Annotated in this window: 15 protein-coding genes; 7 read left to right on the forward strand and 8 right to left on the reverse strand. The window is 57.8% G+C overall.

Annotation, left to right across the window (positions count from 1 at the left end; translation table 11 throughout):
* Nucleotides 1–294 precede the first annotated feature (294 nt).
* From rfbA to EFD56_RS17720, 5 genes are read right to left on the reverse strand one after another with little or no spacing between them, the layout of a single operon-like run.
* Nucleotides 295–1,164: a glucose-1-phosphate thymidylyltransferase RfbA gene (gene rfbA / locus EFD56_RS17700; protein ID WP_126905899.1), complete on the reverse strand. Its 870-nt coding sequence runs from the start codon at nucleotides 1,162–1,164 to the stop codon at nucleotides 295–297.
* A 9-nt stretch (nucleotides 1,165–1,173) separates the two neighbouring features.
* Nucleotides 1,174–2,061, reverse strand: a complete 888-nt coding sequence (gene rfbD / locus EFD56_RS17705) for a dTDP-4-dehydrorhamnose reductase (RefSeq protein ID WP_126905900.1) — start codon at nucleotides 2,059–2,061, stop codon at nucleotides 1,174–1,176.
* Nucleotides 2,062–2,064: 3 nt separating this feature from the next.
* The gene (gene rfbB, locus EFD56_RS17710) at nucleotides 2,065–3,120 is read right to left on the reverse strand and encodes a dTDP-glucose 4,6-dehydratase (RefSeq protein ID WP_126905901.1); all 1,056 of its coding nucleotides are present in this window, start codon (nucleotides 3,118–3,120) and stop codon (nucleotides 2,065–2,067) included.
* A gap of 6 nt (nucleotides 3,121–3,126) precedes the next feature.
* Nucleotides 3,127–3,705 carry a dTDP-4-dehydrorhamnose 3,5-epimerase gene (gene rfbC / locus EFD56_RS17715; RefSeq protein ID WP_126905902.1) on the reverse strand — a complete coding sequence of 193 codons (579 nt, stop codon included), beginning with the start codon at nucleotides 3,703–3,705 and terminating at the stop codon, nucleotides 3,127–3,129.
* Entirely contained in the window at nucleotides 3,695–5,677 is a 1,983-nt protein-coding gene (locus EFD56_RS17720) for a CgeB family protein (RefSeq protein ID WP_126905903.1), read from the reverse strand. The genes rfbC and EFD56_RS17720 overlap by 11 nt, the downstream gene beginning before the upstream one ends.
* 195 nt (nucleotides 5,678–5,872) lie before the next feature.
* Between EFD56_RS17720 and EFD56_RS17725 the strand changes: the two genes are divergently transcribed.
* From EFD56_RS17725 to EFD56_RS17755, 7 genes are read left to right on the forward strand one after another with little or no spacing between them, the layout of a single operon-like run.
* A complete protein-coding gene (locus EFD56_RS17725; protein ID WP_064823109.1) occupies nucleotides 5,873–6,979 on the forward strand; it encodes a DegT/DnrJ/EryC1/StrS family aminotransferase in 1,107 nt (368 codons plus the stop codon).
* 10 nt (nucleotides 6,980–6,989) lie between these two features.
* Entirely contained in the window at nucleotides 6,990–7,694 is a 705-nt protein-coding gene (locus EFD56_RS17730; protein WP_064823108.1) for a WbqC family protein, read from the forward strand.
* A gap of 53 nt (nucleotides 7,695–7,747) precedes the next feature.
* A complete protein-coding gene (locus EFD56_RS17735) occupies nucleotides 7,748–8,716 on the forward strand; it encodes a glycoside hydrolase family protein (protein ID WP_064821777.1) in 969 nt (322 codons plus the stop codon).
* The gene (locus EFD56_RS17740; RefSeq protein ID WP_064821778.1) at nucleotides 8,713–9,684 is read left to right on the forward strand and encodes a glycoside hydrolase family protein; all 972 of its coding nucleotides are present in this window, start codon (nucleotides 8,713–8,715) and stop codon (nucleotides 9,682–9,684) included. The genes EFD56_RS17735 and EFD56_RS17740 overlap by 4 nt, the downstream gene beginning before the upstream one ends.
* Complete coding sequence (locus EFD56_RS17745; RefSeq protein WP_064821779.1) at nucleotides 9,681–10,124, forward strand: GNAT family N-acetyltransferase; 444 nt, start codon at nucleotides 9,681–9,683, stop codon at nucleotides 10,122–10,124. Before EFD56_RS17740 ends, EFD56_RS17745 begins: the two co-directional genes overlap by 4 nt.
* 3 nt (nucleotides 10,125–10,127) lie before the next feature.
* On the forward strand, nucleotides 10,128–10,880 hold the full coding sequence (locus tag EFD56_RS17750; RefSeq protein WP_064821780.1) for a class I SAM-dependent methyltransferase: 753 nt from the start codon (nucleotides 10,128–10,130) through the stop codon (nucleotides 10,878–10,880).
* Between the two features lie 45 nt (nucleotides 10,881–10,925).
* Nucleotides 10,926–11,804, forward strand: a complete 879-nt coding sequence (locus tag EFD56_RS17755) for a glycosyltransferase family 2 protein (protein ID WP_064834504.1) — start codon at nucleotides 10,926–10,928, stop codon at nucleotides 11,802–11,804.
* A 101-nt stretch (nucleotides 11,805–11,905) separates the two neighbouring features.
* Here EFD56_RS17755 and EFD56_RS17760 read toward each other — a convergent pair whose 3' ends face one another.
* The 3 genes from EFD56_RS17760 to EFD56_RS17770 all read right to left on the reverse strand — a co-directional run bounded on the left by EFD56_RS17760 (nucleotide 11,906) and on the right by EFD56_RS17770 (nucleotide 13,487).
* Nucleotides 11,906–12,421 carry a GNAT family N-acetyltransferase gene (locus EFD56_RS17760; protein ID WP_126905904.1) on the reverse strand — a complete coding sequence of 172 codons (516 nt, stop codon included), beginning with the start codon at nucleotides 12,419–12,421 and terminating at the stop codon, nucleotides 11,906–11,908.
* Nucleotides 12,422–12,446: 25 nt separating this feature from the next.
* Entirely contained in the window at nucleotides 12,447–12,950 is a 504-nt protein-coding gene (locus EFD56_RS17765; protein ID WP_126905905.1) for a cupin domain-containing protein, read from the reverse strand.
* Nucleotides 12,951–13,127: 177 nt separating this feature from the next.
* Nucleotides 13,128–13,487 carry a hypothetical protein gene (locus EFD56_RS17770; protein ID WP_126905906.1) on the reverse strand — a complete coding sequence of 120 codons (360 nt, stop codon included), beginning with the start codon at nucleotides 13,485–13,487 and terminating at the stop codon, nucleotides 13,128–13,130.
* Between the last annotated feature and the right edge of the window lie 102 nt (nucleotides 13,488–13,589).

Genomic DNA, 13,589 nt, shown 5'->3' on the forward strand with positions numbered 1-13,589 from the left:
CCACAAATGGCATCGGAAGCCCTCCCTCCGACGCACTATGACTTGTCAACCATCAACCCGGTTCATTCTGTCAGGGATCTGCCCGGGCTGTACCTGGGTGTTGCCCCTCACCCTAACCCTCTCCCCGTAAACGGGGCGAGGGGACGTGCCCTGCGAGAGGTGGTGGGGGACGGAGAGGTTGAGGCCATCCTCCTTCGCCCCGCGTGCGGGAGAAGGTGCCGGCAGGCGGATGAGGGGCTGCTCGCCCCGATCTCTTGACGTCTAAGCGACAGCGCGTCTGGCCGGCCGGACAGCTCACCAAACCGGGGAGAGCTTCGTCAGATATTGGCCGTAGGCGCTCTTGTCGAGCTTCTCTGCCAGCTTGGCGAGGTCGTCCTGCGAGATGAAACCCATGCGCCAAGCGACTTCTTCCGGGCATGCGATCTTGAAGCCCTGGCGTTTCTCCAGCGTGCTGACGAAACCTGCGGCATCGTGCAGGCTATCCGGTGTGCCGGTGTCGAGCCAGGCATAGCCCCGACCCATCAGCTCCACGAAAAGCTGGCCGCGCTCGAGATAGGCGCGGTTGACATCGGTGATTTCCAGTTCGCCGCGCGGTGACGGCTTGAGGTTGGCGGCGATATCGACCACCTGCTGGTCGTAGAAATAAAGGCCGGTCACCGCCCAATTCGATTTTGGCGCCTTCGGCTTCTCCTCGATCGACAGCGCATTCATCTTTTCGTCAAAGCCGACAACGCCATAGCGTTCCGGATCGGTGACGTGATAGGCGAACACCGTCGCGCCTTCCCGCCGGCTCGTGCCGGATTTCATGATTTCCGGCAATCCGTGCCCGTAGAAGATGTTGTCGCCGAGAACGAGCGCCGAGCTATCGCCGTGCACGAAGTCGGCGCCGATGATGAAGGCCTGGGCGAGGCCGTCCGGGCTCGGCTGCACGGCATAGGTCAGCGAAATTCCCCATTGCGAGCCGTCGCCGAGAAGGCGCTTGAAGGCTTCGACGTCGTGAGGCGTGGTGATGATCAGCAGCTCCCTGATGCCGGCGAGCATGAGCGTCGTCAGCGGATAGTAGATCATCGGCTTGTCGTAGACCGGCATCAATTGTTTCGAGACGGCTTGCGTGATCGGATGCAGACGTGTGCCTGTGCCGCCGGCGAGAATAATTCCCTTCATGCTTTCTCCTTAAAGACCTTTGTTCAGAAGGTCTTGCATGACGATCGTCATGGACTGCTTCCACTCCGGGAGCCGGATTCCATAGGTTGTGGCGAGCTTGTCGCCGTTGAGGCGTGAATTGGCGGGACGCTTGGCCGGTGTCGGATAGTCCGCCGTCGGGATGCGCTCGACGCCGACATTTTTGCCACCGGATTTAAGAAGCGCCGCGAATATCGCTTCGGCGAAATCAGCCCAGCTTGCTTCGCCGCTGCCGGTCAGGTGAAAGGTGCCGCGCAGCCATGGCGCGGGGTCCGCGACGATACGCGTCGCGATCGCAAGAATCGCGTCGGCGATGTCGAGTGCCGAGGTCGGGCATCCTGTCTGATCGGCGACGACGCGAAGATGATTGCGCGTCTCGGAAAGCCGCAGCATCGTTTTCAGGAAATTGGTGCCAAAGGGCGAATAGACCCAGGCGGTGCGCAAGATGACATGGTTGGGGTTCGCCGCCGCGACGGCCTTCTCGCCCGCGAGTTTCGAACGCCCGTAGACGGAGATCGGCGCCGTCGCATCCTCTTCGGAATATGCGGAGGCCTTGTCGCCGCTGAAGACGTAGTCGGTCGAAATGTGGATCACCGGGACGCCGATCCGCGCGGCAGCCTCGGCAACCGCCCCGGCTCCGGTCGCGTTGACGGAAAAAGCAAGTTCGGCTTCGCTCTCTGCCTTGTCGACCGCCGTATAGGCGGCGGCCGAGACGATCACATCCGGCTGCAGAGCCGAGAAGGCGGCTGCGACGCTTGCAGGATCCGAAAGGTCCATTTCCGGGCGCCCGACCGCGCTGATGTCGACGCCCGTTTCGGCGCCGCGTCTGAGCAGCGACTGAACGACCTGGCCCTGTTTGCCGGTGACGGCTATGCGCATCGCTTATTGTTCCTTGAAAACGCCGAGGCGTTCGCCGGAATAGACGTTCTCGCGCAGCGGCCTCCACCACCATTCGTTTTCCAGGTACCAGTGCACTGTCTTCTCGATGCCGGTTTCGAAGGTCTCTTGCGCCTTCCAGCCGAGTTCGCTTTCGAGCTTCGAGGCATCGATCGCGTAGCGTGCGTCGTGTCCGGGGCGGTCAGTGACGTTGGTGATCAGGTGCGCATGTGGTGCCTTGTCGCTGTAGACGCCGTCGAGAATAGCGCAGATGCGATGGACGACATCGATGTTCCTGCGTTCATTGCGGCCGCCCACATTGTATTTTTCGCCGGGGCGCCCTCTGGATGCGATCGTGAAGAGCGCACGGGCATGGTCTTCCACATAGAGCCAGTCGCGGACATTCGCGCCATTGCCGTAAACCGGAAGAGGCTTGCCCTCCAGCGCGTTCAAGATCATCAGCGGAATGAGCTTTTCCGGGAAATGGAACGGGCCGTAATTGTTGGAGCAATTGGAGACGACGACGGGAAGGCCGTAGGTGCGGTGCCAGGCGATCGCCAGATGATCGCTTGCTGCCTTGGAGGCGGAGTAGGGCGAGGACGGATCGTAAGGCGTCGTCTCCTCGAAGAGGCCCTCGTCGCCGAGCGAGCCGTAGACCTCGTCCGTCGAGACATGCAGAAAGCGGAAGGCGCTCTTGCGGCGAGCGTCAAGCCCATCCCAATACTGCCGTGCGGCATCCAGCAGGCTGAATGTGCCGACGATGTTGGTCTGAATGAAATCGGCCGCACCCGAGATCGAGCGGTCGACATGGCTCTCGGCCGCGAGATGCATGACGATATCAGGGCGGAAGGACGCGAATGCTTCCTGCATCCTGGCGCGCTCGCAGATGTCGGCATGCAGGAATTGATAGTTCGGTGCCGATTCGACGGATTTCAGCGAGGCCCGGTTGCCGGCATAAGTCAACGCGTCGACATTCAGCACCTCGGCGCCGATCTCGCTGACGAGATGGCGCACCAATGCCGATCCGATGAAGCCCGCTCCGCCCGTAACCAGTATGCGCATTGTCGATCAATCCTGGGGTTGCTGTGCTGAATAGGAAAAATGGCTTGGCAGATCGGCGAGCCGCGGCAGCGTTTTGTCCTTGTCGGACGATACCATGTCTCCCTCATCGAACGGCCAGCGAATGCCGATCGCCGGATCGTTCCACGCGATGCCCCGATCATGCTGCGGGCTGTAGGGCGCGGTTACCTTGTAGCTGATGACGCTGTTCGGCTCGATCGTTGCGAATCCGTGTGCGAAACCGGCCGGTATCCAGAGCTGCTTGCCGGTGTCCGGCGAGAGCTCCTGAGAGAGCCATTTGCCGTAGCTCGGTGATCCCACGCGGATGTCGACGACGACGTCCATGATCCGGCCGGCAAGGCAGCGCACCAGCTTGCCCTGGGCGAAGGGCGCTATCTGGAAATGCAGCCCCCGGACGGTGCCGGCCTGCGCCGAAAGCGATTCATTGTCCTGGACGAACGTGACGTCGGCCACATTTTCCCGGAACCAGGCATCCTTGAATACCTCGGAGAAGTAGCCGCGGTGATCGCCGAAGCGTGGCGGCGTGATTGCAACAATGCCCTCGATGGCCGCGGTCTCAATGCGCATGACTTACCTTTTCTGCGGCCTTCATAACGCTCACCAGCATCTCCGCCTGCGAGCGGCTCCGAATGGCCTCAAGGCCTTTCGCGGCAATGGCATCGCGCTCGTCGGCATCTGCGATCAGCTTGAAGCAGCGCTCGATCATGTCGTCATAGGGCTCGATTGCCAAGCCGCCGATGAACGGCTGCAGGTCCGGATCGCGGATGTCGCCTTCCGTCAGCACGCAAACGCGATTGGCGAGCAGATAGGAAATGCGGACGATCTCGAAGACGCCGCTCGCATAATGATGGATGTTGATGACGATCTTGGCGCGGGCAATGGCCGCATCGCGTTCCGCACCATAGATGTTGAAGAGATGCGCGACCTTCAGCCCGCCGTCTTTCAGCGTCTTCAGGATATGGTGGCGGCGTTCGTTCATCGAGCCGTAGAAGAGGACGTCGATATCCTTGACCGGGGCCTGCTGAATCTGGCTCAGGCAGCGGCTATAGCCGATTTCGAGCACGCCGGCGTGGTCAATCCCCTTGGCGGCAAGGTTTTCGCGGTTGCGCGGGCTGTAGTCGAGCACCGGCATCGCCCTCAGGATCGACACATAGCGTGAATTGATCCAGGTGCTTTCTTCAGACACCTGTTCGAGGTTGATGAGAACGCTGTCCTTCGGCAGGAGGCCGACCATTTCGGGGGCCAGAAGATTGCCGCCGTAGATGATTGGCGCCCGGCCGGCAAATGCGTTCATGTCGCGGACGATCGGTGCCGAACCGCCGAGTTCCTCGAAGGCGCCCTGCAGGCCGAGCGCGACTTCGTCGAAGGCGTGGCTGTGATTGTAGTTTTCGGGCGTCACGATCCAGATACAATGACGGTCCTTGTGCGCCTGCCATCCGCCGGCAAAGGGCTGCAACAGCGGCTGCTCGATTTTCGGCGCGGCCGGTATGGCGGGCCTTTCCGTCCGCACCGGCTGCTGCGGTCCCGGATAGGCTGGATCCTGCTGAGCATAGGCACGCGTCAGTTCGCGGCCGCCCGTGAACTGACCGCGCGGCATCCAGGCCGGCGGGTCATCGGCGAACCAGATCAGGTGCGGCTGCTTGGTGAGTGGTTGGCGGCCTTCCTGCCACTTTGTCAGGAGAGCCTCATCACGGCTCCTGAGAAAGGCTTCCTTGGCGGTGAAGAGACCATGCAGCACCCGGCCGAGGCGGACGCCGAACTTCCACTCGAAATCGGCAGGCGCCGGCACGAAGGCGGCGATCTTCAATCCTGCCGCCGCGGCTTGATGGACATAGAGCCCGAGCAGGCGCTCGATCACGAAGGGGCGCATCTTCGCGCTGGCATCGCGTGAATACTGTGCCGAACCGGCATAGGCAGTGCCCGCCGGCGTGCCACGACGCGCTTCGTTTTCCAGCGATTCCAGAATGCGTTCGCAGAAGGCGAAATAACCGGACCAGAACTTTCTGTTGCCGCAGAAATAGTTGCAGAACATGAAGGCGGTCTTGTCTTGCGGCGGCGCGATCGGATAGCCGAGCTGCTGGAGATGCAGGAAGATCGGCTCCATGCCGGGATGACCGCCAAGCAGCGAATGTTCCCAGACGTTGCTATAGATCGCCGCATGGCCGATCAGCGGATTGTAAAGATAGGCGTCCGCACCTTCCGCCCTGGCCTTTTCCGCTTCCGTGACGAAGGACGGGAAGGTCGTCACCGACTTCATCTCGAATTTGCTCGAAAGCAACCCCCAGAACACGTCCTCGCCGAGGCCGATTGCCTCGTGATGCTGATGCAGGGTGAGGAAAAGTTCATATTCGCGGGTCGTCGCCTGCGTATTGAACGAGATGTCGAACGGCATGGCCGCCGCATCGAGCTGACTGCGCTGCAAAGGATCGAGATAAGGCTGATAGATAATGACGGATCCAGTGCTGGCCGCTTTCTCCGTGAGAAGCGCCAAATCGGGAAGACCGGCCGGCAGGGAAGAAATGGGCTGATTGATCGTCAAGGTATTGTCCTTCGCGCATGGCCGCCGTCTTCGTGATTCACGCAACAGCATTCGGCTGGTTCGGGTGTCGACTATTGGACGTGAAGCTTGCGCCACACTGTTGGCAGCAATTTCGCTGGTCAGCTTGGGAACAGGTTAAGCCGTAATGGTCGTGTCAGGCCAACTGCGTGATAGTGCCTAACTTTGGACGGCGTCATGAAAAACGAAAAGATCTATGTAACGAAGCCCAGCCTGCCGCCGCTCGAAGAATTCATTCCTTCGCTGGAAGCGATCTGGAACAATCGCATCCTGACCAATGGCGGGCCATTCCACGAGCAACTGGAGCAGGAGCTCTGCAACCATCTCGGCGTGAAGCACATCAGCCTGTTTTCGAACGCCACCGTTGCGTTGCTGACGGCACTTCAGGCGCTCCGCGTCACGGGTGAAGTCATCACCACGCCTTATTCCTTCGTGGCCACTTCGCATTCGCTTCTGTGGAACGGGTTGAAGCCCGTCTTCGTCGACATCGATCCGGTGACGCTCAATCTCGATCCGGCGAAGATCGAAGCGGCGATCACGCAGCAGACGACGGCGATCATGCCGGTGCATTGCTACGGCCACCCTTGCGACGTCGATTCGATCCAGAAGATCGCCGATCTCTATAATCTCAAGGTCATCTATGACGCCGCCCATGCCTTCGGCGTGGAAGACGAGCGGGGAAGCATTCTCAATCATGGCGACCTTTCTATTCTGAGCTTTCACGCGACGAAGGTGTTCAACACATTCGAAGGCGGGGCCATCATCTGCCCTGATGTCAAGACGAAGACGCGAATCGACCAGCTGAAGAACTTCGGTTACGTCGATGAAGTGACCGTGGTGGCGCCAGGCACGAACGGCAAGATGAGCGAATTCAACGCTGCGCTTGGCCTGTTGCAGCTGAAGTACATCAACTTCGCCCTTGAAAGGCGTGGGCTCATCGATGCCGCATACCGCGAGCGTCTGCGCGGCGTCGCGGGCATAGAATGCCTGAACCGTTCCGGCGAGACCGTCTCCAACTTCTCTTATTTCCCGATCCTCGTACGCCCTGGCTATCCGATTTCGCGCGATGAGCTCTATGAGCTTCTGAAGGAAAACGGCATTCATCCGCGCCGTTATTTCTATCCGCTGATCTCAAGCTTTTCGATGTACCGCAGCCTGCCTTCCGCGCAGCCTGCGAATCTGCCGGTCGCAACCGAAGCCGCACAGCAGGTGCTCTGCCTTCCCATCTATCCCGATATGGAAATGGAGATCGTCGACAAGGTCTGCGCGATCATTGCTTCTTAGGGTGGATGAAATGAAACTGGCTATTATGCAGCCGTATTTCTTTCCTTACATTGGCTACTTTCAGCTGATCAGTGCGGTCGATAAATTCATCGTCTACGACAATATCAAATACACAAAAAAGGGTTGGATTAACCGGAACCGGATGTTGCGCGACGGCCGGGACGCCACATTCTCTCTGCCGCTGAAGGCCGCGCCGGATAGTTTAGACGTGTGCGAACGCAGCCTGTCGCCAGACTTCGACCGCAACAAGCTGCTGAATCAACTTCAAGGCGCTTATCGACGCGCGCCATTTTTTTCCAATGCTTTCCCTGTGCTCGAGCAGGCGATAAGCTTCCCGGACAACAATCTTTTTTCCTATATTTTCAACTCCATCAGGGAAATCTGCGGCTACCTTGCAATCGGGACAGAGTTCGCCGTCTCCTCTGAAATAGCGATAAATCACGATCTCAAGTCCCAGGAAAAGGTTTTGGCACTTTGCGACAAAGCGGGCGCGAAGGTCTATGTGAATGCGATAGGGGGCATGGAACTTTACTCACAAGATGCGTTTGCTGCGCGTGACATAGAACTGAAATTCATCAAGCCGAAGTACGTGGAATATTTTCAGTTCGGCGCTGATTTCGTGCCCTGGCTGTCGATTGTGGATGTCATCATGTTCAACTCGGCGGAAGAGATTCAGAAAAATATCCTCGCCGAGTATGAGCTCATCCAATCCTAGGTGCAGACGAGCGTCGGCTTTCAGCGGTCTAATAAGAATAAATCGGTGACGCAATGTTCAAATGGAAGAAATTAGGCAAGGTTTTTACGCCGCAGGAGGTGACTGATCGTCCCTGGCTCAAGGAGTTTGCTCAAGCGCCTGCAACGCTGGTTTTCGACGACTTTGTCCGAATATATTTTTCCTGCCGCCCACCAGCGGATCAGGCCGGGCAATATGTCTCGCATTCTGCTTTTATTGACGTGGACAGGGCTGACTTGTTCAAGATCATGCGGATCAGCGAACGTCCGGTCCTGGAATTGGGCGATCTCGGCGAATTTGATCAATTTGGTACCTATCCGATCTCCGTAGCGAGGGATGGCGACCTCATACGCGCTTACTATGCCGGCTGGACGCGATGCGAATCCGTGCCTTTCAACGTCGGTATAGGATTGGCCTTGAGCACGGACGAAGGCCGGACCTTCTCTAAGGCGGGCAGGGGACCCGTCGTGCCATACTCGCCGGATGAACCCTTCGTCCTCAGTGGTCCTAAGATTCGGCGTTTTAACGACCGGTGGTACCTGTTCTATATCTCTGGTTCCAAGTGGATCATGGCCGATGGGCGTGCGGAGCCTGTGTACAAAATCCGTCTGGCCACCTCTGAAGATGGCGTGCACTGGACGAAAGCGAACAGAGATCTGATCGAATCTGTCGTCGAGACCGACGAGGCACAGGCGAGCCCCGATGTGATCTTTGCCGGTGGGCGCTACCACATGTTCTTCTGCTATCGCCACAGCACGAATTATCGCGGCAAGGAAAAAGGATACCGGATTGGCTACGCCTCGAGCAACGATCTGGTCAACTGGCAACGTGACGATAGCAAAGCGGGGCTGACGGTGTCCGACACAGGCTGGGATGATGAGATGGTCAGCTACCCGCATGTCTTCGAGTTGGATAGCAAGACCTATATGGCCTATCTCGGCAATCAAGTCGGGCGCAATGGTTTCGGCCTTGCTGTTCTCGACGGAAAGCTCGGTGACGCATGACCAAAATGCGATGGAAGAAACTGGGCAAGATCTTTGATCCCACGCAGCATCATCTGCCCGCAGGCTGTGTCGAGTTTGCGCAGTCGCCCCAAGCGCTCGTTTTCGATGACTTTATACGAATCTACTTCTCAACGCGCGCAACTGACGTGAACGGCAAATATCTCAGCCATGTCGCTTTCGTCGACATGGACAAGACTCTGGAGCGGGCCATTCGCGTTTCCGACAGGCCGGTTATTGAACTCGGCAAACTCGGTTGCTTTGACGAGCATGGCATCTTCCCGATGAATGTGATGCGACACGAAGGGAAGATCTACGGCTACACATGCGGCTGGAATCGAAGGGTTGCGGTCTCGGTCGATACGGCAATCGGGCTTGCCGTCAGTGACGACGGCGGGATGTCGTTCAAGAGGATCGGCGATGGGCCGGTCCTGTCGGCCTCTCTGAAGGAGCCGTGCCTGGTCGGCGACGGCTTTGTGAAGTTCATCGATGGCCTCTTTCACATGTGGTACATTTTCGGGACTGGGTGGAAAGAATACTCCCCGGGCGCGCCTCCGGATCGCACTTATAAAATTGGTCATGCGACCTCGCCAGACGGCATCAACTGGCAGAAGGAGGAAGGCAGGCAGATCATACCCGATCGGCTTGGGGCCGACGAGAGCCAAGCTCTGCCGACCGTCATCCGGATCGATGATCGCTATCATATGTTCTTCTGCTATCGGCAATCGTCGGATTTTCGCACGAATAGGAAACGCGGCTATCAAATCGGCCATGCCTATTCGCACGATCTGATCAACTGGTCACGCGATGACCTTGAATTGGGGATTGAAGGAACGGACGGCGACTGGGATTCCGACATGTTGTGCTATCCGCACGTCTTTGAGGCGGATGGGTCAATTTACCTCCTCTATAACGGAAACCAGTTTGGCCGGCATGGATTCGGCGCCGCAATATTGGAAGGCGCTGCATGACGCCGGATTGGGGCCACAACCTCGCTTCGGCAAGCGACATCGCCTACCACTTGAATGGATGCGGAACTGTTTTCACCGAGGGGCTTCGCGCACGCGTGGACATCGACGCTTATGCGCTGAAAATCCTGCTCAATGCCGAGCGCTTTGAGGCATGGTCTGACGGTAAGTTGATCGGGCTTCTGGCGATATATTGCAACAATCCCCAACAGACATCGGCATTCATTACGAATCTAAGTGTGTTGGAGGAATGGCGCTGCAGGGGAATAGCGGGAGCGTTGCTCGAACGGAGCATGGCTTTGGCCAGGCAGAAGAGGTTTGAAACGATACGCCTCGAGGTCGAGGCGAAAAACACGGCCGCCGTCGCTGTCTATCGCAGATATGGGTTCGTGGTGCTGGATGGCGAACAGTCAATGCTGACAATGAAGCGAGATTTGGGGTAGAAGATGGCTGAGAAGAAGCGCGATTATAATAGCGAAATCAAGGATGCTAGTGATCATCGCTACGCATACAACTTCGATTTTGACGTCATGCATCATTATATGCTGAAGTCTTTTATGCCCTTTTTCCGCCCGGGAAGCCTGCTTGAACTTGGAAGTTTCCGGGGCGATTTCACGAAAAGGATCGTTCCTTATTTCGACGATATCACCTGCGTAGAAGCCTCCGATGAGGCAATAGCCGTCGCGAGGAACGAACTGGGTGACGGCCTGACATTTATCAATGATGTGTTCGAAGAGGTGAAGCTCCCCAAGCGCTATGACAATGTCCTGCTGACACATGTTCTCGAGCATTTGGACGATCCCGTAGGCGTGCTGAAGCGCGTCAATGACGAATGGCTATCGGAAGGGGGCAGGCTCTTCCTGGTATGCCCGAATGCGAATGCGCCGTCCCGTCAGATCGCTGTTAAAATGGGTTTGATAAGCCACAATTCCGCAATCACGAAGGCGGAAGCGGAACATGGTCACCGCATCACATATTCACTGGATACACTGGAGCGCGATGCAAGGTTGGCGGGATTGAACGTGGTGCATCGGTCCGGCGTTTTCTTCAAAGCCCTGGCAAATTTCCAGTGGGATCGCTTACTTCAGACGGACATCATTTCCAGCCAATATCTGGAGGGTTGCTATCAGCTGGGGCAAGTTTATCCCGATCTTTGCGCCAGCATCTTTCTCATGTGTGAAGCCGGCCGGGCGCAATAGGCTGCGCTTTACCCGAACGCAACTTCTGAATTCCAAGGATGTCCGATGCCGCGCGTATCGATCTGTATTCCCGCATACAAGGCCGACTATTTCGAACTGTGCCTGCGAAGTGCGTTAGCTCAAAGCTTCACCGATGTCGAAATTCTGGTGTCGGATGATTGTCCGACCGATGAAATCCTGGCGATCTGCCGGAACTACGACGGGTTCGTCCAATACAGCCGCAATCCGAATCCCGGTCCCGAGAGCAATGTGCGCAGACTGGTGGAAATCGCGAGCGGCGAATACATCAAGTTCTTGTTCGATGACGACGTGCTACACCCTTTCTGCATACAGTTCCTGCTAGAGGCGCTGGAGTCGACAAAAGAAAAAAACACGCGCCTTTCGTTTTCTCCTCGTTATTTAATTGACGGAAAAAATCATACTACCGGGTTCATTAACCACTTCAACGCTTCCGGAGATGGCCTCAAGATCGTTTCTGGCGACGACTTCTTGCGGTTGACGGCTCTCAATCACGTCAATTTGGTTGGAGAGTACACAACGGCTTTATTTCGGAAGGAGGATGCATTCGATAGCAATGGTCGATTCCGATTGTATAAGATGGAAGGCGATCTTTTTCCTGGCCTGATTGATTTGTCAGCCTGGGTGGAACTCGCGCAGCTCGGCAACTTCGTCATCCATCCTACACCGCTTTCCTATTTCAGGCGCCATGAGAACGCCACGTCGAACCCCGAGGTCAACTGGAAATTCATTTATGCAATCACCTACTATGAGGACGTGCTGAATTTTGCGTTTGAAAGAGGCTATTTGCCGGCAAGCGACTTGCCTACCTCATATCGCAACCTGCTGAATGTCTACCGGTACTGGCAGAATTCGTTCCCTCAGCTTGGAGCGAGAATTGCGCAAATTGAGGAAGCACTGATGTAAGGAAGGTGGCATGCCCTCGGGCATTCGTAACTCCGCATTCCAGGAGCATCGGGTTGGCGCGGTGGACGCTCTGCGCCACGCTGCCCGTTTGGCGAAATTCCCTACCGCGAAAACTGAATGATCTCGCCACTATACTGCGCGCGCGCCGTCTCGCGGAAGCCGAGCTTGGCTGCGACCCTGAGCGACGCCGCGTTGTCGGGGCTGATGATGCAGCTCATTGCCTTTCCGGGAAAACGTACTTCCGCCCAGCCGATCAGGGCTGTCAGCGCCTCGGTGGCATAACCGCGGCCCTGGGCGGCCGGCATCAGCACCCAGCCGACCTCCATCGTTCCCTCGATTGACGGCTCCATTTCGCGGCGGGCCTCGAGAAAACCGGCTTCGCCGATAAACCGGCCGCTTGTTTTCTCGACGATCGCAAGAAAGCCGAAGCCCATATGATGCCACATGCCGGCAATGCGCAGCATACGGGCCCAGCTTTGCTCGCGCGTCGAGGGTGCGCCGCTGATGAAGCGGACGACGTCTTCGTTCGCCCACAACGCCGCATGCGCTTCGAAATCGTCGAGGTGGTGAGGGCGAAGCGTCAACCGCTCCGTTTCGAGCGTCGGAATATTGGTCACATCAGGTCCTTTAGAAGCTGCGCCGTCAGGCGCCGGGTTCGCCGTCCCAGTAATCGAGCGGATTTTCCGCGCGTCCCATATGGCGGAATCGCCCGGGCCTTGCGCCATCTCTCTTGGTTTTGGCGAGAAACTTGCCGGAATCGGGATATTCGACGATCTCGGTTTTGGCCATCGTCGAAATGCCGTGATAGACGAGGGGCGCCATGCCGGTATTGATGATCTGGTGCGCCGTTTCAGGCCCGCCGGCCGGCGCGCCGAGCACGTCGCCGGCCTTGATCGCGTGGCGCTCGTCGCCGAAACGGTATTCGCCGGTGCCCGCGATCACGTAGAAAAGCTCGTCTTCGACATGGTGATTGTGGAAGGGGCAGCTCGATTTGCCCGACGGCACTTCGTTATAGCTGATGCCGAGGCCGGCCAGACCAAGACGTGCGCCGAACGAGGCGTCGGCGCCTTCGTAGAATTCACCCTGTTTCCAGTGATCGAGCGCGAGATCGGCGATATTGATCACCGCTTTCGGTTCCGTGGCCATGCTGTCCTCCTGTTGCAGGAGGAGAAATTATCATCTCGTCGGAAAATTCAATGCCCATCTGCGCTGATCCGGAAAATGCCCCGGCATGGGCGGAGAGGAGACCGCCGCCCATGCTTCGAGCGCCGCGCTTCGGATGGACGCGCCGGGACGCTCTGTCGTCGGCAATGCGCGGGAAGCTCAGCGGACGTAGAAGGTCAGGCTTCCGTCGGCCGCCTGTTCGGCATTGACGATGTTGCGGACATCGACGCCTTCATTGTTGAGCCGATGGGCAAGCGACCTGTTGGCGTCGATCGAGGCTTGGATGCCGCGAATGGCCTGGCTGGAGCGTTCCGGCGCCGAGCGCGGACCCGTCGTCTCGTCGTCGAGATTGCGCCAGTTATGGACCTGCTCGACGTTGAAATCATTGCCCTGGAAGGTCCTGAGCGTTTGCTCGATGCCCTGGGCGGTGTTCATTCCAAGGCTTTCGGCCCGGCCGGCGCCGGCAAATGCAAGCGAGGAGAGGGCGGCGGCGGCAGTGAGTGTGACAACGCGGTTCATGATTGTATCCTTTCATCTGCTATGACGGTCGGCTGTCGTTGCAGGGGATCGTCTGCGTCACAACATGGAATTGGCGTTGTCATCTTCGCGATTCAATGGGCT

It is taken from the genome of Rhizobium phaseoli, assembly GCF_003985125.1.
GTDB lineage: Bacteria > Pseudomonadota > Alphaproteobacteria > Rhizobiales > Rhizobiaceae > Rhizobium > Rhizobium phaseoli.